General features: G+C 60.1%; 23 protein-coding genes. 16 read left to right on the top strand and 7 right to left on the bottom strand.

Annotated elements, in window-relative coordinates; translation table 11 throughout:
- Nucleotides 1-386 precede the first annotated feature (386 nt).
- From OLZ32_RS37260 to OLZ32_RS37245, 4 genes are all read right to left on the bottom strand, one after another.
- Nucleotides 387-1,586: a mandelate racemase/muconate lactonizing enzyme family protein gene (locus tag OLZ32_RS37260; protein WP_164066929.1), complete on the bottom strand. Its 1,200-nt coding sequence runs from the start codon at nt 1,584-1,586 to the stop codon at nt 387-389.
- 17 nt (nt 1,587-1,603) lie between these two features.
- A complete protein-coding gene (locus OLZ32_RS37255) occupies nt 1,604-2,965 on the bottom strand; it encodes a mandelate racemase/muconate lactonizing enzyme family protein (RefSeq protein WP_264425393.1) in 1,362 nt (453 codons plus the stop codon).
- A 63-nt stretch (nt 2,966-3,028) separates the two neighbouring features.
- A complete protein-coding gene (locus OLZ32_RS37250) occupies nt 3,029-4,195 on the bottom strand; it encodes a mandelate racemase/muconate lactonizing enzyme family protein (protein ID WP_164022981.1) in 1,167 nt (388 codons plus the stop codon).
- 53 nt (nt 4,196-4,248) lie between these two features.
- Nucleotides 4,249-4,959: a GntR family transcriptional regulator gene (locus OLZ32_RS37245; protein ID WP_003542596.1), complete on the bottom strand. Its 711-nt coding sequence runs from the start codon at nt 4,957-4,959 to the stop codon at nt 4,249-4,251.
- A gap of 206 nt (nt 4,960-5,165) precedes the next feature.
- Between OLZ32_RS37245 and OLZ32_RS37240 the strand changes: the two genes are divergently transcribed.
- The 10 genes from OLZ32_RS37240 (at nt 5,166) to OLZ32_RS37195 (ending at nt 15,177) form a co-directional block, all read left to right on the top strand.
- The gene (locus tag OLZ32_RS37240; protein WP_003542594.1) at nt 5,166-6,644 is read left to right on the top strand and encodes an ABC transporter substrate-binding protein; all 1,479 of its coding nucleotides are present in this window, start codon (nt 5,166-5,168) and stop codon (nt 6,642-6,644) included.
- Between the two features lie 73 nt (nt 6,645-6,717).
- On the top strand, nt 6,718-7,677 hold the full coding sequence (locus tag OLZ32_RS37235; RefSeq protein WP_028743224.1) for a carbohydrate ABC transporter permease: 960 nt from the start codon (nt 6,718-6,720) through the stop codon (nt 7,675-7,677).
- Nucleotides 7,674-8,564, top strand: coding sequence for a carbohydrate ABC transporter permease (locus OLZ32_RS37230; protein ID WP_003542591.1), 891 nt, complete (start codon nt 7,674-7,676; stop codon nt 8,562-8,564). The genes OLZ32_RS37235 and OLZ32_RS37230 overlap by 4 nt, the downstream gene beginning before the upstream one ends.
- 11 nt (nt 8,565-8,575) lie before the next feature.
- On the top strand, nt 8,576-9,673 hold the full coding sequence (locus tag OLZ32_RS37225) for an ABC transporter ATP-binding protein (RefSeq protein ID WP_003542589.1): 1,098 nt from the start codon (nt 8,576-8,578) through the stop codon (nt 9,671-9,673).
- A gap of 33 nt (nt 9,674-9,706) precedes the next feature.
- Entirely contained in the window at nt 9,707-10,870 is a 1,164-nt protein-coding gene (locus OLZ32_RS37220) for a mandelate racemase/muconate lactonizing enzyme family protein (protein ID WP_003542588.1), read from the top strand.
- 21 nt (nt 10,871-10,891) lie between these two features.
- On the top strand, nt 10,892-11,641 hold the full coding sequence (locus tag OLZ32_RS37215) for a ribonuclease activity regulator RraA (protein ID WP_003542586.1): 750 nt from the start codon (nt 10,892-10,894) through the stop codon (nt 11,639-11,641).
- Between the two features lie 40 nt (nt 11,642-11,681).
- Nucleotides 11,682-12,083: a methyltransferase gene (locus OLZ32_RS37210; protein ID WP_319641244.1), complete on the top strand. Its 402-nt coding sequence runs from the start codon at nt 11,682-11,684 to the stop codon at nt 12,081-12,083.
- 21 nt (nt 12,084-12,104) lie between these two features.
- The gene (locus OLZ32_RS37205; protein WP_003542585.1) at nt 12,105-12,662 is read left to right on the top strand and encodes a c-type cytochrome; all 558 of its coding nucleotides are present in this window, start codon (nt 12,105-12,107) and stop codon (nt 12,660-12,662) included.
- A gap of 296 nt (nt 12,663-12,958) precedes the next feature.
- A complete protein-coding gene (locus OLZ32_RS37200; RefSeq protein WP_264425386.1) occupies nt 12,959-13,762 on the top strand; it encodes an SDR family NAD(P)-dependent oxidoreductase in 804 nt (267 codons plus the stop codon).
- Nucleotides 13,763-13,782: 20 nt separating this feature from the next.
- Nucleotides 13,783-15,177 carry an FAD-dependent oxidoreductase gene (locus OLZ32_RS37195; RefSeq protein ID WP_264425384.1) on the top strand — a complete coding sequence of 465 codons (1,395 nt, stop codon included), beginning with the start codon at nt 13,783-13,785 and terminating at the stop codon, nt 15,175-15,177.
- A gap of 42 nt (nt 15,178-15,219) precedes the next feature.
- Here OLZ32_RS37195 and OLZ32_RS37190 read toward each other — a convergent pair whose 3' ends face one another.
- The 3 genes from OLZ32_RS37190 to OLZ32_RS37180 are packed head-to-tail and all read right to left on the bottom strand — an operon-like array spanning nt 15,220 to nt 17,625.
- Entirely contained in the window at nt 15,220-15,555 is a 336-nt protein-coding gene (locus OLZ32_RS37190) for a hypothetical protein (protein ID WP_003542563.1), read from the bottom strand.
- The gene (locus OLZ32_RS37185) at nt 15,555-16,421 is read right to left on the bottom strand and encodes a DUF6772 family protein (protein WP_264425397.1); all 867 of its coding nucleotides are present in this window, start codon (nt 16,419-16,421) and stop codon (nt 15,555-15,557) included. The genes OLZ32_RS37190 and OLZ32_RS37185 overlap by 1 nt, the downstream gene beginning before the upstream one ends.
- Before the next feature lie 58 nt (nt 16,422-16,479).
- Nucleotides 16,480-17,625 (bottom strand): mandelate racemase/muconate lactonizing enzyme family protein, encoded by a 1,146-nt coding sequence (locus tag OLZ32_RS37180; protein WP_264399495.1) that lies wholly within the window; start codon nt 17,623-17,625, stop codon nt 16,480-16,482.
- Nucleotides 17,626-17,785: 160 nt separating this feature from the next.
- Between OLZ32_RS37180 and OLZ32_RS37175 the strand changes: the two genes are divergently transcribed.
- The 6 genes from OLZ32_RS37175 (at nt 17,786) to OLZ32_RS37150 (ending at nt 23,548) form a co-directional block, all read left to right on the top strand.
- Nucleotides 17,786-18,544, top strand: a complete 759-nt coding sequence (locus OLZ32_RS37175; RefSeq protein ID WP_264425379.1) for a FadR/GntR family transcriptional regulator — start codon at nt 17,786-17,788, stop codon at nt 18,542-18,544.
- Nucleotides 18,541-19,332, top strand: coding sequence for an SDR family NAD(P)-dependent oxidoreductase (locus OLZ32_RS37170; RefSeq protein ID WP_264425377.1), 792 nt, complete (start codon nt 18,541-18,543; stop codon nt 19,330-19,332). Before OLZ32_RS37175 ends, OLZ32_RS37170 begins: the two co-directional genes overlap by 4 nt.
- A 131-nt stretch (nt 19,333-19,463) precedes the next feature.
- On the top strand, nt 19,464-20,711 hold the full coding sequence (locus OLZ32_RS37165; RefSeq protein WP_319641156.1) for an ABC transporter substrate-binding protein: 1,248 nt from the start codon (nt 19,464-19,466) through the stop codon (nt 20,709-20,711).
- Between the two features lie 11 nt (nt 20,712-20,722).
- On the top strand, nt 20,723-21,646 hold the full coding sequence (locus OLZ32_RS37160) for a carbohydrate ABC transporter permease (RefSeq protein WP_129421426.1): 924 nt from the start codon (nt 20,723-20,725) through the stop codon (nt 21,644-21,646).
- Nucleotides 21,643-22,485 carry a carbohydrate ABC transporter permease gene (locus OLZ32_RS37155; RefSeq protein WP_264399492.1) on the top strand — a complete coding sequence of 281 codons (843 nt, stop codon included), beginning with the start codon at nt 21,643-21,645 and terminating at the stop codon, nt 22,483-22,485. The genes OLZ32_RS37160 and OLZ32_RS37155 overlap by 4 nt, the downstream gene beginning before the upstream one ends.
- Before the next feature lie 13 nt (nt 22,486-22,498).
- A complete protein-coding gene (locus OLZ32_RS37150; protein WP_264425376.1) occupies nt 22,499-23,548 on the top strand; it encodes an ABC transporter ATP-binding protein in 1,050 nt (349 codons plus the stop codon).
- The last annotated feature ends 22 nt before the right edge of the window (nt 23,549-23,570 follow it).

Genomic DNA, 23,570 nt, shown 5'->3' with positions numbered 1-23,570 from the left:
TCCATAAAAACAATACGCACAAAGCCCGCCTCGTGCGGGCTTTGTCGTATCTGGTAACAGGTCGAGGGATTAACGCCTAATCAGGAGCCTGCAACAAGGCAAAGCCGACGCAGCGGGACAGAAAACAACAAATCCTGCCCCCGCAACCAAACCTTCCCATAAAAACAAGACGCAAAAAGCCCGCCTCGTGCGGGCTTTTTGCGTTCCAGAAGTAGGTCGTGGCAAGCATCCAGGATGCAGCAACCGGATCCGGATCCTTCAGTTCAATTCATTCCGAGCCAGGAATTCTGCTGCCTGTATTGTATCCAAGGCACTCGCTGTCTGCCTGAATTAAGGCAGGATTTCCCAGAGGCTGCGATCGCCGACGAGATAGAGTGGAGAGAGGTTCAGTCGAAGAAGCCCGCATCCTCTTCCCTAAGATATCTCCTGGCCGCTTCGGCGTCGATATCGAGGCCCAACCCCGGCGCTTCCAGTAGGTCCACCATACTGTCCTTGACGATCTGCGGCGGCAAGCCGATGACCAGATCCTGCCACCAGGGGTCGGAGGCGCTCGGATATTCGAAGGCGATATAATTTGCCGGCAAGGTGGCGCAGACATTGATTAACGCGCCGAGCCCCAGCAGGCCGTTAGCGGTACCGTGCGGTGCCATCAGAATCGAGTGCATGTAGGCATGCTCGGCGACCCATTTGAGTTCGGCAATGCCGCCAATGTCGGCTGGATCGGGGCCGATGACGCGTACCGCCTGCGTCTCGATCAGTTCCTTGAAATTGTGCCGCAGGTAGATCTGCTCACCCGTGTGGATTGGCGTCGAGGTGGAGGTTGTCAGTTCCCGATAGGCCTGCGGATTGACCCACGGCACATAATCGCCAGTCAGCATGTCCTCGAGCCACATCAAATTGTACTTCTCGACCGCGCGAGCGAACTTGATCGCATCGGGCAGCATCCAGCCCGGGCCGCAGTCGAGCGCCAGGCTGACTTTGTCGCCCAGCACTTCCTTCATCGCGATCACGCAGTCGAGCATGTGATTGAAACCGCGCTCGCTGATCATGCCCTGATCCATGGCGCCGTGATAGCCGGCCTTCTTCTGCGTCACGCCGTAGTGGAAGTCCTCGATGGTGTCCTTCATGTTGGAGTGGAACGAGATTCCTTGCTTGACCATGAAGAAGTTCTGCGGCTGCTCCATCATCCATTTGACGTCAGCGGCGTAATCCTCCGGCCGGTCGCCCGTGCGTTTTTGGCGGATCGAGCCGTTGTAGACGCGCACCTTGTCGCGCACCTTGCCGCCGAGCAGTTTATAGACGGGCACGCCCGCGGCCTTGCCGGCAATATCCCACAGCGCATGCTCGATAGCGCTTACCGCTGCGCCGTACGGCTTGAAAGAGCCGCGTTGGCGGATCTTCAGCATGACTCTCTCGACGTCGGTCGGGTCCTCGCCGATCAGCGCCTCGCGGAAATGCAGCACAAAGGGCTTGAGGTAGGATTTGGTGAACTCGACTTCGCCCAAGCCATAGAGGCCCTCGTCGGTTACGATGCGGACGATCGGGTGTTTGCCGATAACGGCGCAGCGCAGATCGGTGATCTTCATCTTCGTTCCTTTTCGCCTCAGCTCCAGGTGCGATCCCAGGAATACTCATCGTCCCAGCGATCCGTGGGCTGCCAAATGCCGGTGACACCCGGCTGCAGATGCTGCGAGATCACCTCGTCGACGACGTCGTCAATCCCCAGGCCCGGCTTGTCCGGAACAGTGATAAAGCCGTCCTTCACCAGCGGCTTGGGAAGCCCCGTGACGATATCGTCCCACCAGTCGACATCGGCGGAATGGTATTCGAGCGCCATGAAATTTTCGGTCGCGGTCGCGACATGTGCCGCGGCCATTGCGGCGATTGGACTTTCTGCCATGTGGATGGCCATGGCGACACCATGGTCCTGCGCCATGTCGCCGATCTTCTTGGTCTCGAGGATGCCCCCACTGGTGAGCAGGTCCGGGTGGATAACGGAGACGCCGCAGCTGTTGAGCAGAGGCTCAAAGCCCTCCTTGAGGTATATATCCTCGCCAGTGCAGATCGGCACCGTGGTGGCATCCTGCAGTTGTCGGTACTGCTCGGTATACTGCCATGGGATCACATCCTCGAGCCAGGCTGGCACGTATTTTTCAATTCGCCTGGCAAGGCGAATGCCGTTCTGCATGGAGATATGGCCGATATGGTCGATCGCAAGCGGCACATCCATGCCGATGACCTCACGAACCTCGGCGATGTATTGCTCAAGCAGGTCGAGACCTTTGTCGGAAAAGTGCAGGCCGGTAAACGGGTGCTGGACGTTATGCAAATCGTACGCAGCGTTGCGGACACGCCGCTCTTCAATGGTCTTCAGCGGTCCGCGACTGGGACCGTCGCGGTATCCTTCTAGCGAGCCGGCAGGAAACACGACCGCACCGGGCACATCTGCGATCTGCATCAATCCCAAATCCATCTTGAGGAAGGTGAATCCGAGCTCCATGCGCTGCTTGAGGCGCTTACCGGTCTCGGTACCGCTCGGCACGGTGGCGTCGGTATCGCAGTAGACGCGCACTTTCTCCCGAAACCGGCCGCCGAGCATCTGGTAGATAGGGACGCCATAGGCCTTGCCGGCAAGATCCCATAACGCGATCTCAACCGCCGATACGCCGCCGCCTTGCCGACCGTGCCCGCCGAACTGCTTGATCCGGCGAAACAGGCGGTCGATGTCGCAAGGGTTCTCGCCAAGCAACCGGCTCTTCAGCATCAGCGCGTAGGTGGCGCTGGCGCCGTCGCGCACCTCGCCAAGCCCGACGATGCCCTGGTTGGTGTAAATCTTGAGCAGCACTGAGGTGAACGGCGCGCCGACAATTTCGGCTACCCGCATGTCGGTGATCCGAAGGTCGGACGGCTTGGAATGTGTATTCACCCGATTGAGCGCCTCGTCGGCTCCATCTGCCTCTGGCATGATTTATCCTCGTTCTGTCGCCGGGTTTGTCTCCGCGCACGGCTGCGGCGGCATAGAGCGTTGCTAATCCAGCTCTATCTCGTGGTTTTGAAGGTAGTCGCGGTTCATTTCGACGCCGAGACCAGGCTTGGGCGTAAGCTTGAGGCTGCCGTTCGAAACATCCAGTGGTCTGTCGATGAGGTGATCGTATTTGCCCAGGTTCCACTCCGACGTTTCAAGTTTGTAGAAATTAGGAACGGTCATCATCACCTGCGCTCCCGCAACCACGTTGATCGGCCCTGCGGCGTCATGCGGCGAGACCGGGATGTAGTAGGCTTCGCATAGGGCAGAAATCTTCTTGAGCTCGGTAATGCCGCCGGTCCAGGTGACATCAGGCATGATGTAGTCGGCGAGCTTGTTTTCGAGCACCGGCACGAAATCCCACTTCGTGTGGCCACGCTCGCCCCACGAGATAGCGGCGCTGACCTTCTCACGGACCTGTCTGAGAGCGTTGAGGCTCTCCGGTGGACAGGGCTCCTCGAACCAGTCGATCTGACCAGCTTCCTCCAGGCTCCGACAAAGGCGAATGGCGGTGGGAACGTCGAAGCGGCCATGCGCATCGATGAGGATGTCGACATCAGAGCCCGCCGTTTCGCGGATCAGAGCCGTGAGTTCGGCGGCTTCGCGCTCGTCCTTGCGGGTCATGCTGCCGTCGAGGTAGCCGTCCCGCTGTTCGCGAGACTGTCCATCGGCGGTGCGGCCCTGGTGGGGGAAAGGATCGAACTTGAGCGCAGTGTGACCGGACTCGACGATGTCTCTAATCTCGCGGACCACAGCCTCCTTGCTGGTAAATTTGGCCTGGTTGGGATGGGTGTAGAGCGCGATTTCATCGCGTACCGGTCCGCCCAACAGCTCGTAAATCGGCTTACCAAGAACTTTGCCTCGAATGTCCCAAAGGGCTATGTCGATGGCGCTTACGCATTCGACTGCGGCGCCGCGACTGCCCATGTAGGTGAAGCTGCGGAATATCTTGTGCCACAGATACTCGATACGCGCCGGGTCCTCGCCTGTCACAGCGGCACCGATCTGCCGCAGGATCGTGCATAGGGCGCGATTGGCGAGCCTTGTCGTGGTGGTGATCTCTCCCCAGCCGCTCACCCCCTCGTCGGTCGTCACTTCGACGAACAGAAACTCTCCCCAATAAGAAGCATCGGATCTGATTAGCCACGGCCGAACGCTGGTGATTTTCATCTCAACTGCCTTTACTGAAATGGTCGGGATAACGATATTCCAGGCTAAGTATTCTATCCTGCCCGAGCGGCGTTACGTGCGCGCATGTGTTCGAGGATGTGCCGGCCGGAGCCCTCGACATGGCGTGCAATGAGCTCGGCTGCCTCGTTCGCATTTCCCGCTTTCACATGCGCGATGAGCTCGCGATGCTCGCTAAGGATCGCGGCACGCCGGGCGAGCGTGAAGTTGAAACGCCGGCTCACGGCTCGAAGCACTTCGCGATGCTTCCACCAAAGCTCGGCGGCATGGCGGTTGTAGTGCTTTTGGTACATGACGGTGTGAAAAGCGGTGTCCAGCTCGCTGTGCCTGAACGTGTCGGCGAAGTTGTTCTCTTCAATGAGGCCCTGGATGCGTTCGAGTTCAGCAATGTCCTCGACGGTGGCCATATTCACGAACCATCGCGTCAGTGCCGGCTCGATCAAGACTCCTATCTCGTAGATGTCCCGAACAAAATCCTGATCTATGGGCCGCACGCGCGCTCCGCGGTTGGGAACAAGGGTGACAAAGCCCTCACCGCGCAACAGTTGCAGAGCCTCGCGCACGGGGTTGGTTGAGGTGCCGTGGCGCCGTGCGAGATCGGTGACCACAAGCCGGTCGTTGGCAGCGAGCCGCCCTTCGATGATGTCTTCCCTGATCAGTTGATAAAGCGAGGCGCCCTCGCTGGAGGCTCCGATAGGGTCGATCCCTTCGGGTGGCTTTGCTTTGAAATCGCTTGTTTCGGCCAAGACTATCCCCAGTCAATACACATATTGCTCGGATATCACGCAAGGCTTCCCAAAACAATGTACGATTTCTTCAATTGACAGGCAATCTACAATCTGAAAACGTATGATCTGGTCGAAGGAGTACATTGGGTGGAAGTCCCGCGGCCGAGGAGCAAAGACCGCTCGCCTCTAGGCAGAGCGGCATGGGAGAAGCTGGAGGATACCTTATGACGAGGATTTCACTCGGCGGTGCCGTCCTACGCGGCACTGTCTGCACTGCTTTGATGGTATCGTTGATGTCTGCGTCTGCGCTGGGTGCGCCGGTCGACTTGAGCAAGTGGTCGCCGGAATATGTGCGCTCCATTGCCGGCACACAGGATTTTGACACGGCGGGCGATTGTGCCAAGGTCACCCCACTCGACTACAAGGGGCGACTGACTTTCTGGTATCAGGGCGTGTTCGAGGGCGACCCCGACCTCCTGCGCCAGTATTACAAGGATTTCTTCGAGACCTTCCGCAAAACCTATCCAAACATCCAGCTTGAGGAACAAGCCCTTACCTATAATGACCTTCTGGATAAGTTCCGGACCGCACTTCTGGGCAATGCAGCGCCCATGGCGGTGCGCCTGCAAATCCTGGGGGGCACCGAGTTCGCCGCAAAAGGCTATCTGGAGCCGCTCAAACCCGAGGATGTAGGATATTCGACCGAGGACTTCTGGCCCGGTGCAATGAAGGCCGTAACCTGGGAGGGGGTGACCTACGGCATCCCAACCAACAACGAGACGATGGCGTTCATCTGGAACGCCGACGTCTTCAAGCGTGCAGGCCTCGATCCGGACAAGGCTCCGGCAACCTGGGACGACGTCGTCAAATATTCCAAGCAGATCCACGACAAGCTCGGCATTGCCGGTTACGGCCTCGTGGCGCGCAAGAATGCCGGCAATACGCCGTATCGCTTCATGCCGCAGCTGTGGGCCTATGGCGGCGGCGTCTTCGACGAAGCTACCGCCAACCCGACCTATAAGCAGGTCCAGCTCGATAGCCCCCAGAGCAAAGCGGCATTGCAAGCCTCCTACGATATGTATGTTCGCGACAAGTCGGTTCCGGTTTCGGCGCTCACCAATCAGCAGGCGGATAACCAGCCCCTATTCCTCGCTGGCCAGCTCGGCATGATGGTCTCGCACCCGTCCGACTACAACGTCATGCTCGACCTGCAGAAGAAGACGACGGGCAGCGACAAGGACAAAGCGCAGACCGTCATCGATAATATGCGCTACGGCCTGATTCCGACTGGCCCCGACGGCAAGCGTGCCGTCGTGTTTGGCGGCTCGAACATTCACATCCTGAAGCCCGAATATGTCGAGGGCGGCAAGGTCGACGAGCCGGCTGCAAAGGCCATCAGCTGCATGTGGGCGAGCCCCGAATGGTCGCTGAAAATGGCCTATGCCGGCTCGAACCCGGGGAACCTTAACGGCTTCAAGACCAAATGGATGAAGGAACGCCTTGATAGTATCAAGTTCCTTGATGTCACGACTTCGATGCTGCCATACGGCATCCCGTTCCCGGCGCTGCCACAGTCCCCCGAGATCATGAACATCATCGTCCCGGACATGCTGCAGAATGCCCTCACCGGAGCCATGACCGTCGACCAAGCAGCGGACGACGCAGCCAAGAAGGTAAAAGACCTGACGGACGGCGGACTCTAGTCCAAGCCTGCCGATCTGACCGGCTGCGCCTCGATTGCAGCCGGTTTCTTCCGAAGAATAAGGGCAGGGCACAGTGACGATCTTGACTGGCAAGGCCGAGGCACGCCGAAGACTGCAACCCGACAGGTCCGGCGTGCTGCGAAAGATTTGGGAGCATCGCGCTGACTACGCATACGTGCTTCCCGCGATCGCCGTGATGCTCATCGTCATTGCCTATCCGATCTACTACACGATCGAGCTGTCGTTCTTCAACACACCGCCTGGCCTGCAACTCCGGGACAAGATTTTCGTCGGCCTCGACAATTACATCGCCATCCTCACAAGTCCGGTGTTCTGGACGGTCACCTCGAACACTCTTATCTGGACATTGGGATCCACTCTCATCGCATTTGTCCTGGGGTTTGGCTGCGCGCTGGCGCTTCATCGTGACTTTCTCGGCCGTGGCATCCTGCGGGCCATCCTGATCATCCCCTGGGTCATCAGCGCGGTCGCCGCGTCCTATATCTGGAAGTGGATCTACCATTCGGACTTCGGGATCATTGGCGCGGTGCTGGTCGGCCTCGGATTGGCCGACCGGCCGCCGAACTTCATCGACAGCGTCAGCACGGTGCTGCCCTCGCTGATCGTCGTCAATATCTGGCGAGAGTTTCCGTTCGCCATGATCATGATGATGGCTGGCCTGCAGACAGTCCCCGACCAGTTGCTGCGTGCCGCAAGGGTCGACGGAGCCAATGCATGGCAGCGGTTCTGGCACGTCACCTTCCCGCACTTGAGAAACGTCTCGACGGTGACGATCCTTCTGCTGGCAGTGGCCAACTTCAATTCATTCATCATCCCCTGGATCATGACCGGCGGCGGGCCGTCGAACGCATCGCATATCTGGATCACCCACATTTATGAGCTCGCCTTCGGCCGCCAGCGCTGGGGGGTGGCATCGGCCTATTCGGTGCTGCTGTTCCTGATCCTGATGTCGCTCGGCTACTTCTACGTCCGTGCGCTAAGCGGCAACGAGCGGAAGGATGGCAGCGCATGAGCACGATTGCCGAGACTACTCCTCGAGGCCCGGCCCGTCGCCGTATGCGCATCGACGGATGGCGGTGGGGCGGACGCATCTTCCTCGTGTTCATGATGCTTTACACCGCGTTGCCGATGATCTGGATGCTGATCACCTCGATCAAGTCCGGCTTCGCAGCCATGCAATTCCCGCCGCAATGGTGGCCTGACCAACCCACTCTTGCCAGCTACCAGAAGCTGCTCGATCCGCAAAACAGCGTCGGCCAGGACTTCCTCCGCTTCTTCTGGAACAGCCTTTTCGTCTCCACCGCCACGACCATCCTTTCGGTCATCGTGGCAGTTCCTGCGGCCTACGCGTTTTCGCGCTTCACCTTCCCGGGCCGGAACTTTCTGTTCTTCGCCGTCTTGCTTCGCAACATGTTCCCGGCCGTGATCTTTCTCGTGCCGCTCTTCATCCTGATGCGCGCGATCGGGCTGGTGAACACGCATGCGTCGCTCGTCCTCACCTACCTCACATTCGGTCTGCCGCTGGCAATCTGGCTCCTCAAGGGCTTCTACGACAACATTCCGGTGCAACTCGAGCAGGCGGCGCGCATCGACGGCGCGACGCGGTTCCAGGCCTTTATCCTGATCGTGATGCCGCTCTCGACGCCAGGAATCATCGCCACGGCGATCTATTCCTTTATCGGCGCGTGGAACGAATACATCTACGCCTACACCTTCCTTTCCAAGAACGAGCAGTTGACACTGCCGGTCGGCATCCAGCGCTTCTTCTCGGAAAATACGACGGACTTTCCGGGTTTGATGGCGGCCAGCTTTATGATGAGCGTGCCCGTCGTGGTCCTGTTCCTCGTCCTGCAACGATACTTCGTACGCGCCCTCACGGAAGGCGCAGTCAAGCACTAGAGGAGTTGCCGGTGGCCCACGTGGTCCTTAAAGATCTGGTCAAGACCTATGGCAGCTTCAAAGCTGTCAACAATGTTTCGCTGACGGTCAACGACGGCGAATTCGTTGCGCTCGTCGGCCCTTCAGGCTGCGGCAAGACAACCACACTCAATCTTGTGGCGGGGCTCATCCCCATCACATCTGGCGACATCGTCATCGGCGACAGGGTGGTCAACGACCTCGACCCCAAGGACCGGGACATCGCAATGGTGTTCCAGAACTACGCGCTCTATCCGCAGAAATCGGTCTACAAAAACCTGGCGTTCCCGCTGCAGATGCGCAAACTGCCAAGAGACGAGATCGACAAGAAGGTCAAGGAAGCAGCGCGAGTGCTCGACATGACGCAGCTGCTCGAGCGCAAGCCACGCGAACTTTCGGGCGGGCAACAGCAGCGCGTGGCGCTCGGCCGTGCCCTCGTTCGCGATCCGGCGGTATTCCTGATGGATGAACCACTCTCCAACCTCGACGCCAAGCTGCGCGTGCAGATGCGGTCGGAGATCAAGCGTTTCCACCAGGACCTCAAGGCGACGATCATCTACGTGACGCACGACCAGCTCGAAGCGGTAACTATGGCCGACAGGATGGCGGTGATGAACGGTGGCTACCTGCAGCAATACGATTCACCGGCGCAGGTCTTTGCCCATCCGGTGAACATGTTCGTCGCCAGCTTCATCGGCAGCCCGGCGATGAGCCTTGTTCCGCTGGAGGCGTCAACGGCAAACGGCAACACTGTGTTGACCAGCGCGGAGGGCTGGCGCCTCGAGCTCTCGCCAGAAAACGCTCAGAAGGTCTCAAGGGCAACAACCAAGAAAGTCGTGCTCGGCGCACGTCACTCGACGATCAAGCTGCACAAGAGTGCGGTGCCAGGAAGCATTCCTGCCAAGGCCTATACGGTGGAGCCGACCGGAGACGTCACCTTCGTACAGGCGTTCCTGTCTGGCGCCATCATCAATGTCAGCGTGCCGCCGACCATTGCCGTCGCACCGGACGAACAGATTTGGCTCGAGTTCGACCAGGAGCGGATGCATCTGTTCGACGGCGAAACAGAAATGGCCCTCAAAGCCAATTGAGACCAAGCGGATGCGTGTGAAACGAGGGCGTGGATGACTACGAAGCTTAAAATCACGGCGATCAAGCCCTATCCGGTATGGGTAGGAACGCGCAACCAGATGCTGGTCAAGGTCGAGACTGACAACGGCATCTTCGGCTGGGGCGAGAGCGGCTTGAGCGGTCGCGAGAAGGCCGTAGCCGGCGCGATCGAGCACTATCGCGAGTTTCTGATCGGCCGCGACCCGATGCAGATTGGTCGCATCTGGCAAGAAGTTTATCGTAGCCAATACTTCGAAGGCGGGCGCGTTCTGCAGGCGGCGATTTCCGCCATCGACATTGCCCTTCACGACATCAAGGGCAAGGCGCTGGGGGTGCCGGCCTACGACCTGCTGGGCGGCAAGCAGCGCGACCGCATTCCTACCTTCGCCTCGACCGGTGACGAGGCCGAGGGCGATGTTGCCATCGAACGAGCCCGCGAGCTACGCGCACAAGGGTGGCAGGCGATCCGCTTCTTCCCCATCGGGCAAAACAGCAAGGACATCTTTGAGCCGCGCGAGTCGATCGGCGCTACCGCAACGATGCTAAACAAGGCGCGCGAGGCGCTGGGCGACGACGTCGTGCTCGGCATCGACTATCACCATCGGCTGTCGGTGGCAGAGGCGGCTAGCTTCTGCAACAAGCTCGGCCGTGGCGTGCTTGACTTCCTCGAGGAGCCGATACGAGACGAGACACCGGAGGCCTACGAATCTCTGCGCACGATGACCGACATCCCGTTCGCCATCGGCGAGGAATTTGCCAGCAAGTGGCAATTCCTACCCTACATCGAGCGTGGCATTCATCAGTTCAACCGGCTCGATGTTTGCAATGTTGGCGGGCTCACCGAAGCGATGAAGGTCGCTGGTTGGAGCGAGGCGCACTATGTGGACCTGATGCCGCACAATCCCCTCGGCCCAGTCTGCACGGCCGCGACCATCCATCTTGCCGCCGCGGTGCCGAATTTCGCGTGGCTTGAGACCAGGGCGCCCGAAGCAAAGCTCGGCTTCGACAATTCCGACTTCTTCCCCGTGCAACCACGGCTCGACGGCCCCGACTATCCGGTCAGCGATCTGCCGGGGCTCGGCGTCGAGGTCAACGAAGAGGCGGTCAAGGCGGAGAGCTTTCGTTTCTGGGAAGCGCCTCACCTGAAGCGCCGCGACGGTTCTGTCACAAACTGGTAGTTTCATCCATCGGAGCCCAAAATGACGCATACTCCCGACATTACGCGACCGCCCAAAGAGCTGATCGACGCACTGAAGGAAATCGGCGCCGCGACGGTTGCCGGCACGCTTGGCCACATGGGCTTCCGCAATCCGCACATGGTCGGTCCCGTACCGCAGAACCGCGGGAAGTCGATCGTCGGGCCGGCGCTGACGCTCCAGTTCATGCCGCAGCGGCCGGACCTCTTCACCGAGGGAGAATATGCCGATCCGGAGACGCAGTTGCACCGGCACGTGCTCTATCACGCGCAGGAGGGCGATGTGGTCGTGGTCGACGCGCGCGGCGACATGAGCTCGGGCGTCTTCGGCGATATGATGTCGACCTATTTCAAAGGCAGAGGCGGCGCTGGCATCGTAATCGATGGGTGCATGCGCGATCGGCCCAATGTCGAGAAGCTGGATCTCCCTCTATGGCTACGTGGCTGGACTCCGAACTACCATGTGCAGACCAGCATCTATCCGAATGCGGTCAACGTTCCGATTGCCTGCGGCGGTGTCACGGTCATCCCCGGCGACATCATCGTCGCCGACGATGACGGGGTGGTGGTGCTTCCAGTCGCAATGGCCGCGAAGGTAATCGAAGAATCGCAAAAGCATCACGATTGGGAGGAGTTCTCGCGCGTGAAGCTTATGGAGGGCGGGTCGTTGCAGCGCTACTATCCGCTGCATGACGATGCCCGCGGAGAATACGAAGAGTGGCGCAAAACAAACCGCTTGGAGAACCGAAGTTAGCCTATTGATTACCCTCGGCGGGTCGCGAACTTTCTGAGGCATCGCCGACGTCTACGCAAAAATAGGGAGTCGAATTTCGCCGTGCGAGACCGCCGGCGGCAACTTCTTCGAACAGCTTCCCGGGGATCACGAGGTGCATCTCCTGTCGATGATCCTGCACGATTGGGACGAGGCCAAGAACCGCGCCCTGCTGCGCCGGTCCTTCGAGGCTTTGCCGAGCGGCGGCGCAGTGATCATCAGCGAGCTTCTCGTCAATGACGAAAAGACCGGGCCGGCGCCGGCCGCGCTAATGAGCCTCAACATGCTGATCGAGGCGGAAGGGCGAAACTACGCGCCGGCCGAATATTCGGCGTGGCTCGAGGAAGCCGGAGTCCGGCACATCGAGACGGCTTGGTTCGACGCACCCGGCGCGAACGGCGCCGTAATCGGCCGCAAGCCCTAAAGCCATGGGATGGAGGTAAGTATGAGCATTCACGATTTCGGATCTGCTGTCACGCGCGTGGCGTGGCGGGCGGCCAGGCGGGTGTTGCCCGCAGCATTCGCAGCGCTGGCGGCGGCGATTGGATCGTCGCCCGCCGGCGCGGCCGACAGCGAGCTGGTCGAACGGGGGAAATACCTGGTGACCATCACGAGCTGCACCGATTGCCACACGCCGGGACATTTCCTCGGCAAGCCGGACATGACGCGTCACCTCGGCGGCTCCGAGGTCGGTTTCGAGATCCCTGATGTCGGGGTGTTCTACGGCCCCAACCTCACGCCCGATGAGGAGACGGGCCTCGGGCGTTGGAGCGAGCGTGATATCGTCACTGCGATCCGGACAGGCAGGCGCCCCGACGGACGCATGCTCGCTCCAATCATGCCGTGGCCCGCATTGGCGAAGCTCACCGACTCTGACGCTGCGGCGATTGCGGCCTATCTCAAGAGCTTGCCGCCGGTGAGCAACAAGGTGCCCGGACCGTTCGGGCCGGGCGAGGCGCCGACTTCGTTCGTGATGAAGATCGTGGCGCCGGCGGAGAAATAGGGCCGGCGCATTGCAGGGCGGCGCCCATCCCATTGCCGCCTCGCGACTCGAGCGGAGTCGCCCCGGACGATTGCGCCGGAGTTCATTTCGGGAAGAGAACCTCGCCCTTGCCGAGCCCGCATTTTCGCCACCTGCCGCGCTTTTTGAAAGCAGCGCGATCAACGAGTATTTGCCACGCGAAACTCTGCCTCCAGACAGGGTATTGCCTCGACATTGCGCTTTACAACTATATAACATAGTTGCTACGTTACTAGCGATGGAAGCGGGCCTTCTGACTGGTTGTTGGACTGCCCTTAATGAAGGACGCTGCGACGATGTCTGGGACCTATGCCACTTTTTCCGACGATAGTTTTGCGGGCCGAAGCGTCCTTATCACGGGCGCAGCGAGCGGAATGGGTCTTGAAACGGCAAGGGCCTTCGCCAGCAAGGGCGCGGAAGTCGTCTTGGCCGATCGTGACGAGGCGGGGCTGAAGCGCTACGGTGCGGAACTGCGCAGTGGCGGCGCGGCTGTTCACACCGTGACGGTGGATGTCAGCGATCAGGAAAGCATCGACAAGGCCTTCGATTATTGTGACGCCAATCTCGCGCGTCTCGATAACGTCGTGACATGTGCGGCGATCATCACAGCCAAGCGTATATTCGAGCAGGATCGGACGCATTGGCATCGCGTGCTCGATGTCAATCTGCTCGGCACCTTCTTCGTCGTGCAGGGCGCAGTCAAACGCATGCTCGACAACCCCGATGGCGGCAACATCGTCTGTATCGCCTCGGATGCCGGCGTGCATGGCGGCGGCGGGCTGATTGCCGATACCGCCTATGCGGCATCGAAAGCCGGGACCCTGTCGATGGTCAAGTCGGTGGCGCGCGAACTTGCGGGCAGGAAGATCCGCATCAACGCGCTGAACCCCGGGCCGACGGATTCCCCGATGCACTCCCATATCGACCAGTCGCTGAAGGACCGCATCGCCGGCAATCTGCCGATGCGGCGCATGGGACGGCCGGAGGACATGGCGGCGGCAATCATGTTCCTGTGCTCGGATGCAGCCAGCTTTACCTACGGTGCCGCGCTCGATGTCGATGGCGGATCGATGTTCCGCTAGATCGGGGAGGGGATAAAGGCATGCAGCAGACAGCCCGCCGTTACGCCTATTCGGCTGATATTCCCGAACTCGATGATGTCGATGTGCTCGTCATCGGGGGCGGACCATCGGGATTATCGGCGGCGGTCGCGGCGGCACGTCTTGGAGTGCGGGTACGCCTCGTGGAGCGCTACGGCTTCCTCGGCGGCAATCTCACGGCGGGCCTCGTCGGCCCCTGCATGACCTCCTATTCGCTCGACGGCAGCCAGCAACTGATCCGCGGCATCTACGAAGAATTCGTTCAGCGGATGATGGCGCTGGGCGGCGCGCTGCATCCGAGTACGATCCCGGCAGGCTCAGCCTATTGCGGCTTCATCGTCTACGGCCACGACAAGGTGACCCCTTTCCAGCCTGAGGCGGCGAAGGTCGCGGCGCAGCGCATGTGCGTCGAGGCGGGAGTGGAATTGTTGTTGCACACCATGGTCGTTGATGCGGTCGTCGATGACCATGATGCGGCCAACCCCCGGGTGCTCGGGGTTGTTTGCGCCGGCAAGGGCGGGCTGAGGAGCATTCGTGCCAAGGTCGTCGTCGATTGCTCGGCCGATGGCGATGTCGCCCATTATGCCGGTGTCCATACCCGTCAGGGCCGGGAAAGCGACGGCCTTTCCCAGCCGCAGACATTGTTCTTCCGCGTGCAGAACGTCGATGACCAGGTGGTGGAGGATTACATCCGCGCGCATCCGCAGGATTTTCGGCCTTTCGCCTCGATCGTCGCCAAGGCGACGGCCGAGGGCCGCTTTCCCGCGCCTCGCCGCGGCATCGGTCTCTACAAGACCATGGAACCGGGCGTCTGGCGCATCAATACCGGCCGCGTGTTGCGCCGCAATGGGGCTGACGCCCTTGAGCTCTCGCTTGCCGAGGTCGAAGGCCGGGAGCAGACCGTGGCGCTGCTCGATTTCTTCCGGAACAACCTGCCCGGCTTCGAGCAGGTGGAACTGCGGGACACGGCAACCCAGATCGGCGTGCGGGAAACCCGACGGATCGATGGCGCCTACGAACTGACGCTGCAAGATTTGCATTCCGGCCGCACCTTCGAAGATGTCGTGGCGTTGTGCGGCTATCCGCTCGATATTCACGATCCCACAGGCTCGGGCGGTGGTACCGGTGGCGAGGGGCTTGATGCGGCCAATATCTACCAGATACCTTACCGGGTCATGCTGCCGCGCGTTCATGAGGGCCTGCTGGTGTCCGGCCGCGCGGTTTCGGCGACGCATGAGGCGCTCAGCGCCATTCGCGTCATGCCGCCCTGTTTTGCGCTCGGCCAGGCGGCCGGTGTTGCCGCAGCACTTTCGGTCGGCAACAGGGCCAGCCCGCGGCATGTCGACTACGCGGATTTGCGCAGGGAACTTCTGGCCCAGGGCGCCTATCTTGGCTGAGGAAAGGAGAGAGCGGGGAAGCGATATCCGCGTTATCTCAAATCAAGCCTTCAGATGAAGGGTCACCAACACGGTGCATTCGGCGCCATCGGCAAAGCGGGTTGCAACGCGCAGCCAATTGCCGAAGGCGTTGAGCCGGGCCACGGCAACGCCATCCTGTTCGCCCGGCATGGTGAATTCCGTTCCTTCCCGAACCCAATGCATGCCGTCAGGCGAGATTTCCACCCAGCCCTTGGATACTGTGCCGACGGGAGGCTTCAATGCCCGAATAAAGAACACGGCTTCATGCGCCCAGCCGGCCTCATAGGGTTCGCTCGCGGCGTCACCGCTCCAGCGCTCATTGCGGGTTATCACCGCCGTGATGTTTTCGGGAAGCATCAAAAATCCCCTGAAATGCAGATGGAATCGACGTAGAGAAAGGCACGCTTGGCGACATCCGTCTCGGCGAACAGGCAGAAGTTCAGCATGCACCAGAGGTTTTTCATCGCCGGAATCCGGATCGACTCGAAGCCGGATACGTCGAAATTCCGGTCGTTGCACTGCAAGCCGGTCGCCTTCATGGAGGCGAGGTCGAAATCGAAGCGCATATAGCTCCAGTTCACCTTCGTCGGGATCTCGTTGTAGCAGAGCCGTTGCTCACCATCCGGCAAGTCCAGCCAGCCTTCGGGCGCCAGGTGATAGTGGCTTACGGTCTTGTCTTCCCGGCCGATGGCGGTGAAGGACGTGGTCTCGCGTTTGTACTGCCATTTCTGCAAGTGCTTGCCGTCGAGTGCATTGAGAAAGCGCAGATGTGGCATAACCCGCTCGCCGTCTTCGTCGCGATCGCCGCATTGCAGGTCGAACAGGAAGCCGATCGATCGCACATCGGTTTCCGATAGTTTCAGTTCCGTCGCCTCCGGCTTGAACGTGAAGAAAATCTCGAAGCGGATCGGCCCGCGCTTGCGGAAGGTATGACGCTTGATTGCAACGTTTTGGGCACCCGGTTTTGCCTTCGTGGCGATCTTTAGCGCATAGGACGAATCCATGCCGCCGTGGGATCCTGCATCCCAATGCCCGAGAGTTGAGAGCATGGCGCTCGAGTGCTGGGCAAAGCCGGGCAGCATGACGTCGAGGTTGTCCTCGTAATTGCCAACCAACTGTGACCAGCCACAATGCCCGCGCGAAAAATCGTCAAACGACAGGATGCGCGGCAGAGGATCGAAACGGCTGAGCGCTGGATCCGCGCGAAGCATGGCGAGCCTCATGGCTTCCATCATGTCTGCTGTGGAAGAGGGGGCTGATGTCGTCATTATGGCGTTGACCTCACTGTATGCGGAGCCGTTTGACGGCGTCCCAATCGATTTCGATGCCGAGACCCGGCCGTGTCGGCACGTCGAGCTGGCCATTCTTCTGGCGCAGGCAGCCGGGCGCCAGATCGGCCAGGTCGCGCTTGAAGGGGCTAAGATCGCATTCGCATTCCATCACCCGGAAATTCGGAAGGGCGGCCGCCAGATGCGCGCTGGCCGTCTCGCAGATAATGCCGGACATACCGATATGCGGGGCGTAGCCCACATTATGGAGGGCGGCATAGTCAGCCATGCGCCGTGTTTCGGATATGCCGCCGGCACGGGCGACATCCGGCTGCAGGATTGAAAGGGTGCGGTTGGCGACGAGACGCTGCGCCTGATCGGCGGTAAAATTGCTCTCTCCGGCTGCGAGCGGCACGTCGCAGCGTTTGCGAAGTTCTTCGTAGCCTTGCTCGTTTTCCGGCGCCAGCGGCTCCTCGAACCAGAAGTAACCGTTGGCCGAAAGTGCCCTGCCGACTTCGATCGCCTGGTCCAGATCATAAGCCCAGTTGGCGTCGACGCAGAGTTCGATATCGTCGCCGGCGCGTTTGCGCAGCCGTTCGATGCGCCGACAGGCTTCCTTGACGGGATTGGCCATCTTGACTTTGATGCGCGGAAATCCCTCGCCGATATAACGCTCCAGTTCCCGATCCGCCTCAGCATCGTCGACCCAGTTTACGGCGGCGGCATAGACTTCGATCGTTTCCCGGCCGATGCCACCAAGCAGCTTGGCGATCGGCATGCCCGCGGCCTTGCCCATGATGTCCCACAGCGCGATGTCGACGCCTGCGATCGCCTCGATCAGCATGCCGCCGGCGCGGCCTGACAGCGAGCGCCGCATGGATTGCCAGAGCGCACCGATGTTGCGTGCGTCCTGTCCGATCAGCCGTGGTTTTAACGAGGTTTCGATCAGTTCCGCATAGGCCTTGGGCGAAAACCGGGCCAGAACTTCACCGACGCCGACGATGCCGGCATCGGTGCGCACCTCGATGAGGACCATCGAGACCTTGTGATAGGTGCCCCAGGACGTGACGGTCGGTTTGGGCAGCATCTGGCTGAGCGGATGAGCGACGACATCTGAAATGAGGATCGCCTGTCCGGTCGGACGTTGCACGGAATCCATCGGCTCTTTAGTTCCCAATGTTCTGCTTGTTGCTCCGGGTTTTGCTCGCTGCTTTGGGGTGTGTCTGTTATTCCTAGCGAGATGTTCGCGACTTGGCAACTGATAAACCTAGTTGCTAAGTTGGAAACTGCATGTTAGCTTTGTGAATATGAGGATCGAGATGACTGAAATTCCCGAAAGGAAGCCCGTTTTCACCGCCAAGCCGCCGAACCCTTCGCGGTTGGCGGATGGGGTGTCCGATGCGATTGCCGCCGCACTCTTTGATGGGCGCATCTCGCCTGGCGAGCCGTTGCCGCCCGAAGGGGAGATCGCCAGGGAATTCGGTGTCTCGAAGCCGATCGCCCGCGAGGCGCTTCGCCAGCTGACGGCAGCCGGGCTGATCTTCACCCAACAAGGCAAGGTTGCCCGCGCCAAGGCGCTGAGCGGCGACTCGATGGACAAAATCTACGGCTATGCGGTCCGCTCCAGTCTCAAGCGGCTGCGCGAAGCCAATGAAATGCGCCGCGTCGTCGAGACGGGAATTGCCCGGCTCGCCGCCGAACGTCGCGATCCGGAAGGTCTGGATATGATGCGGCAGGGCCTGGCGGGCATGCTGGCTTCCGTTCAGGAGCCCTCCGGCTTTACCGCCGCCGACATCCTGTTTCACCTTGGCCTTGCCGTGACGACGGGCAATTACATGATCCGCGTGCACATGGAGAGCATGCGTTCCGTGCAGCGCGAGGTGTCGGAATTGTTTTCACGTCGCGCCAATCGCAGCGACGTTGACTGGCGGGCAACGATTGACCGGCATCAGGCGATCTACGACGCAATTGCAGTTGGTGATGCCGACCTCGCCGAGCAAAAAATCCGGGAGCATTTCGAAGCTGCCGACATTGCCTCGCTCGAGGTGGCCGACAAGTTGAAAGATGCCGAGCGATGAGCGCCGCGCGCTTCTCACTGAAAGGCCGGCGCGTGCTGGTAACCGGTGCCAGTTCCGGCATCGGCCGGGCTGTTGCGCTTGGCCTTGCGGAGCATGGAGCGGAACTGATCCTGCATCATTTCGGTAATGAGACGGGTGCGCGTGAGGTGGCCCGGGCGACCGGCGGCACAGCGCCGGTACTGGAAGCAGACTTCACCGACGGGCGTGCGACGCAGGCTTTTGCCGATGAAGTGCTCAAAACACACGGCCCGGTCGATATCCTCATTGCCAATGCCGCTATCGAACATCGGCGGCCCTGGCAGGAATTGGATGAGGCGCATGTCAGCGCCCATGTGGCATCGAATTTCTCGGCGCTGCTGACGCTGACGGTAAAGCTGGTTCCACCGATGGCCGAGCGGGGCTGGGGCAGGGTCGTCGCCACAGGCAGCATCATGGCAGTGCGGCCGCGGGCGGAAACGGTTGTCTATGCGTCTCTCAAGGCGGCGCAGTTGACTGCGATCAGGTCGATTGCGCGCGAAATCGGCCATCGCGGCGTCACGCTGAATGTGGTTTCGCCGGGTGCGATCGAGATCGAAGCCAATGCCGCGCGCTACGGCGACCCGGCGTTCCGTAAAGCGGTTGCCGCCAAGATCCCTGTGGGCAGGCCGGGCCGGCCGCAGGACCTAGTTGGGGCGTTTGTTTTTTTGTGCAGCGATGCTGCCAGCTACATTACCGGTGCAAATATCCCGGTCGACGGAGGATGGTCGATCGGAGACGCGCCCGGGAGCCTTCCGCACGCTGCCGGGTGAGCGGCCTGCTACAAGGTTTTCGAAATCATGCGGCGGAACCATCCGCCGCAGCTTGCAGTCAAACGCCGGGCGAATGCCGTTTGCATTCATTCGGCGAAGGCTGATTGCCGACAACAAAAAGGGAGGAAACCATGAAGGCCGCATTAGCAGGTATCGCAGCATCCGCGTTGACATTGTGCATATCGACGTCTGCCGTCTTCGCGACGGATCTCCGCATGACAGTCTGGACTGGGAGCGAGGCTCATCTGAAGATGCTGAATGGCATTGCGGAGAGCTTCAAAGCCACGCATCCCGACGTGAACGTGAAGTTCGAGACCGTGCCGGTCAACGACTACACGCAGAAACTGACCTTCCAGATCGCCGGCGGCAATGCTCCCGACATAGCCTGGATGATGGAGGATGCCGCTCCGGCTTTCGAAAACGCCAATCTTCTGATGGATCTCGGCCCGACGCTGAAGGCGGCGGAAGGCTATGATTTCGACGATTTCTCGAAGCCGGCCATGGGCCTGTGGCAGAAGGACGAAACGGTCTACGGCATTCCGTTCTCCACCTCGCCTTTCATGATCTACTACAACAAGGACATGTTCGACAAAGCCGGACTGGAAGACCCGCTGACGCTCGCCGCCAAGGGCGAATGGAACATGGACAAATTCCAGGAAGTCTCCAAGAAGCTCGCGGCAGCCAATCCCGGCAAATGGGGATTCGAGTTCAAGGATGGCGAAGGCTATGCCTCTCGCATGACCCATGCCCTTCTGCCGCCAATCCGCGCCTATGGTGGCGATATCTGGTCGAACAAGGAATGCGGCTTCGACAAGCCCGAAGCCGTCAAGGCGGTCAAGCAGCTGCATGACATGGTCTTCAAGGATAAGTCCATCGTTCCGCCGGGCGAACAGGGCGATTACTTCTCCGGCAATTCGGCGATGACGGTCAACCAGATTTCCCGTGCTTCGAAGATGGCGGAAGCCGGCTTCAAGTGGGGTATCGCACCGTTGCCCACCGGCCCAGGTGGTGAGTCACCCGTTATCGGCCAGGCCGGTCTTGTTGTGTTCGCCCAAGGCAAGAATACGGAAATCGCCGCGGAATTCGTGGCGCATATGACCAGCAAGGAAAATGTCGCCACCATGGCGCAGTTCTTCCCGCCGGCCCGCAAGAGCGTTCTGCAGGCCGATGCATTCATCAATGGCAACAAGCTCGTGCCGCCCGAGATGATGAAGAATGTGGCTGCCGCTATAGAAAAGGGCCGGGTGGTCTCGGCTAACGAAAAAGCGCCCCAGATCCTTGCCGCTATGGCGCCTCGCGTCGATGCCCTGTGGAAGCCGGATGCCGATGTCGATGCCGCCATCAAGGGTATCTGCGCGGCAATCCAGCCGCTGCTTTGATCAGAACGAAGATGGCCGATACCGTTCATAACTCCATTCGAACCGGCCAAAAGACCTGGCTGACGTTGAAGATGAGAGAGATGATGGAGGCGTGGCTGTTTGTCAGCCCCACCTTCATCGGCTTCCTCATCTTCTTCCTCGGTCCGCTCTGCGCAGTGGTCTATTATTCAATGACCGAATGGAACCTGCTCAGCCAGCAGGCTACCTTCGTAGGCCTTGCCAATTTTCAGAATGCGCTCCTCGAAAACCCTGACTTTTGGCTTGTGGTACGCAATTCGGTTATTTTCGCGATCGGTCTCGTGCCGCTCAACATGGCGCTCGCGCTCGCCTTGGCGCTCGCCCTTTCCCGGCCGTTTTTCGGGGTCGTGTTCTTTCGCACGGTGTTTTTCGCCCCCGTCATCACCTCGGCCATCGCCTGGGCGATCGTATGGAAATTTCTGCTGCAGGGAGAAGGCGGTTTCATCAACCAGGTGTTGGCGCTGGTCGGGATCACCGGTCCAAACTGGCTGCGTGAACCGAGCTGGGCCATGGCGGCGGTCATCGTCACCCGCGTCATCAAGATGGTCGGCCTCAACATGATCCTCTACATTGCGGCGCTGCAGGCGATCCCGCGGGACTATGAAGAGGCAGCGCGTCTGGAGGGCGCCTCACGCCGGCAGATCTTCAGCATGATCACCTGGCCGTTGCTGGCGCCGACCACGCTCGTCATCATGGTCATCACGACGATCGGCTCTTTCAAGGTCTTCGATCACATATATCAGATGACCGGTGGCGGCCCGGAAAACGGCACACTGGTGCTTGCCTTCTACATCTACCAGCAGGGCTTCAAGTTCTTCAATGTCGGCTATGCCTCGGCGCTCGCGATGATCATGTTCGTGATGATCATGGCGCTGACCCTGGTACAGGTGATGCTGCGGAGAAAGGGATCGGAGTGACCCAGCGCCAAATCCAGATCCTCTACCGCACCTGCTGGACGATCGCACTGTTGGTCGCCGCCATTCCTTTTGTTTTCCCATTCGTTTGGATGGTGTCTGCCGGCTTCAAGAGCGTGACCGAGATATTCGGAGCGCCGACGCTTATTCCGCGCGTCTGGCGCTGGCAGAATTTCGTCGAAGTGTTCACCTACCAGCCGTTCGCGCGGCAGTATTTCAACTCGCTTTACATCGCGATCGTGGTGACGGCGCTCACCCTGGTCATCTCGTCGCTGGCCGGCTATGCGCTGGCGCGCATGCGGTTTGCCGGTGCCGGGCTGCTGATGCTTTTTCTGATCTCGGCGCTCATGGTGCCGGAGGAAGTGACGATCATTCCGAACTTCTTCCTGATGCGTTGGTTTGGTTTGGTGGATACTCACTGGCCGCTGATCCTGCTGCCCACCTTCGGCCCTCATGGGGTGATGGCAACGTTCCTGATGCGCCAGTATTTCCTGGCCCTGCCCAAGGAACTGGAAGAGGCCGGCAAGATGGACGGCCTCTCACGCTTCGGCGTTTGGTGGAAGATAGCGCTGCCGATGGCGCGTCCGGCCCTGGCTGCGGTTTCGATCATCACCTTTCTGTTCTCGTGGAACCTGTTCCTGGAGCCGCTGATCTTTCTGAGCTCGCTCGACATGTTCACGCTGCCTTTGGCCTTGTCGAACTTCAACGACAGCTACGGCTTACCGCTGTGGAACCTGCAGCTTGCCGCTACCAGCCTTGCCGTGGTGCCGATCCTGATCGTCTATCTGATCGCCCAGCGGCAGATCATCGAAAGTTTTGCGCTATCAGGCGTGAAGGGATGAGGAATTTTCGTTCATGAGCAGTGTATCGCTTAAAGGCATCGAAAAACGCTTCGGCGCCGTCGAGGTCATCCGCGGCGTCGATCTCAGGATCGATCCGGGCGAGTTCGTCGTATTCGTCGGTCCGTCAGGCTGCGGCAAGTCCACCTTGCTGCGGTTGATTTCGGGGCTGGAATATCTCAGCGGCGGTGAACTTGCGATTGGCGGCCGGGTGGTCAACGAAGTGCCGGCTTCGAAACGCGGTGTTGCCATGGTCTTCCAATCCTATGCCCTCTATCCGCATTTGACCGTCCGGGACAATATGGGTTTCGGGCTGAAGGTCCGCAAAGTTCCGGCACAGGAGCGTCAGAAACGCGTCGATGAAGCAAGCGCCACGTTGAAGCTCGAAGCATTGCTCGATCGCTACCCCCGCGAGCTTTCCGGCGGTCAGCGGCAGCGCGTCGCGATCGGCCGGGCCATCGTCGGAAATCCCAATGTCTTCCTGTTCGACGAACCGCTGTCGAACCTCGATGCAGAGTTGCGCGTGCACATGCGCTCTGAAATCGCCGCGCTGCACAAGCGGCTCTCCACGACGATGATCTATGTAACGCACGACCAGATCGAAGCGATGACGCTCGCCGACAAGATCGTCGTTTTGCGCGACGGCCGTGTCGAGCAGGTCGGTTCCCCCCGGGAATTATATGAGCGGCCGGCAAATATCTTCGTGGCGCAGTTCATCGGAAGCCCAAAAATGAATCTGCTCCCGGCAGGTGTCGCGCCTTTGCTGACAGGCGCAACGGCAGCGGATCCCGCGGCCGAGACCATCGGGATAAGACCGGAGCATTTGACGGTCGTGGAGCCTCGAGAAGGGACGCTGCGCGGAACCGTCGGGCTTTGTGAATATACCGGGGCGGTAACGCTGCTCCACGTCAAGCTGCCGGACGGGCATGATTGCCTCGTCCTGCACGACGGTGGTGATATGAAGGCGGGAAACCAAATAGGGCTCACCGCCGATGTCTCGAAGGTGCACTTTTTCAATGGCAACGGGCAGACAACAAAGCGGACTGAACAAGGCTGGACTGCTTGAACGTACTGCAGCTCCTGGCGCG

Origin of the sequence: Rhizobium acaciae (genome assembly GCF_025941625.1) — a bacterium.
In the GTDB taxonomy this organism is placed as follows: domain Bacteria; phylum Pseudomonadota; class Alphaproteobacteria; order Rhizobiales; family Rhizobiaceae; genus Rhizobium; species Rhizobium acaciae.
The sequence above is the reverse complement of the archived record's forward strand: the minus strand, read 5'-3'. Positions and strand labels throughout refer to the sequence as shown.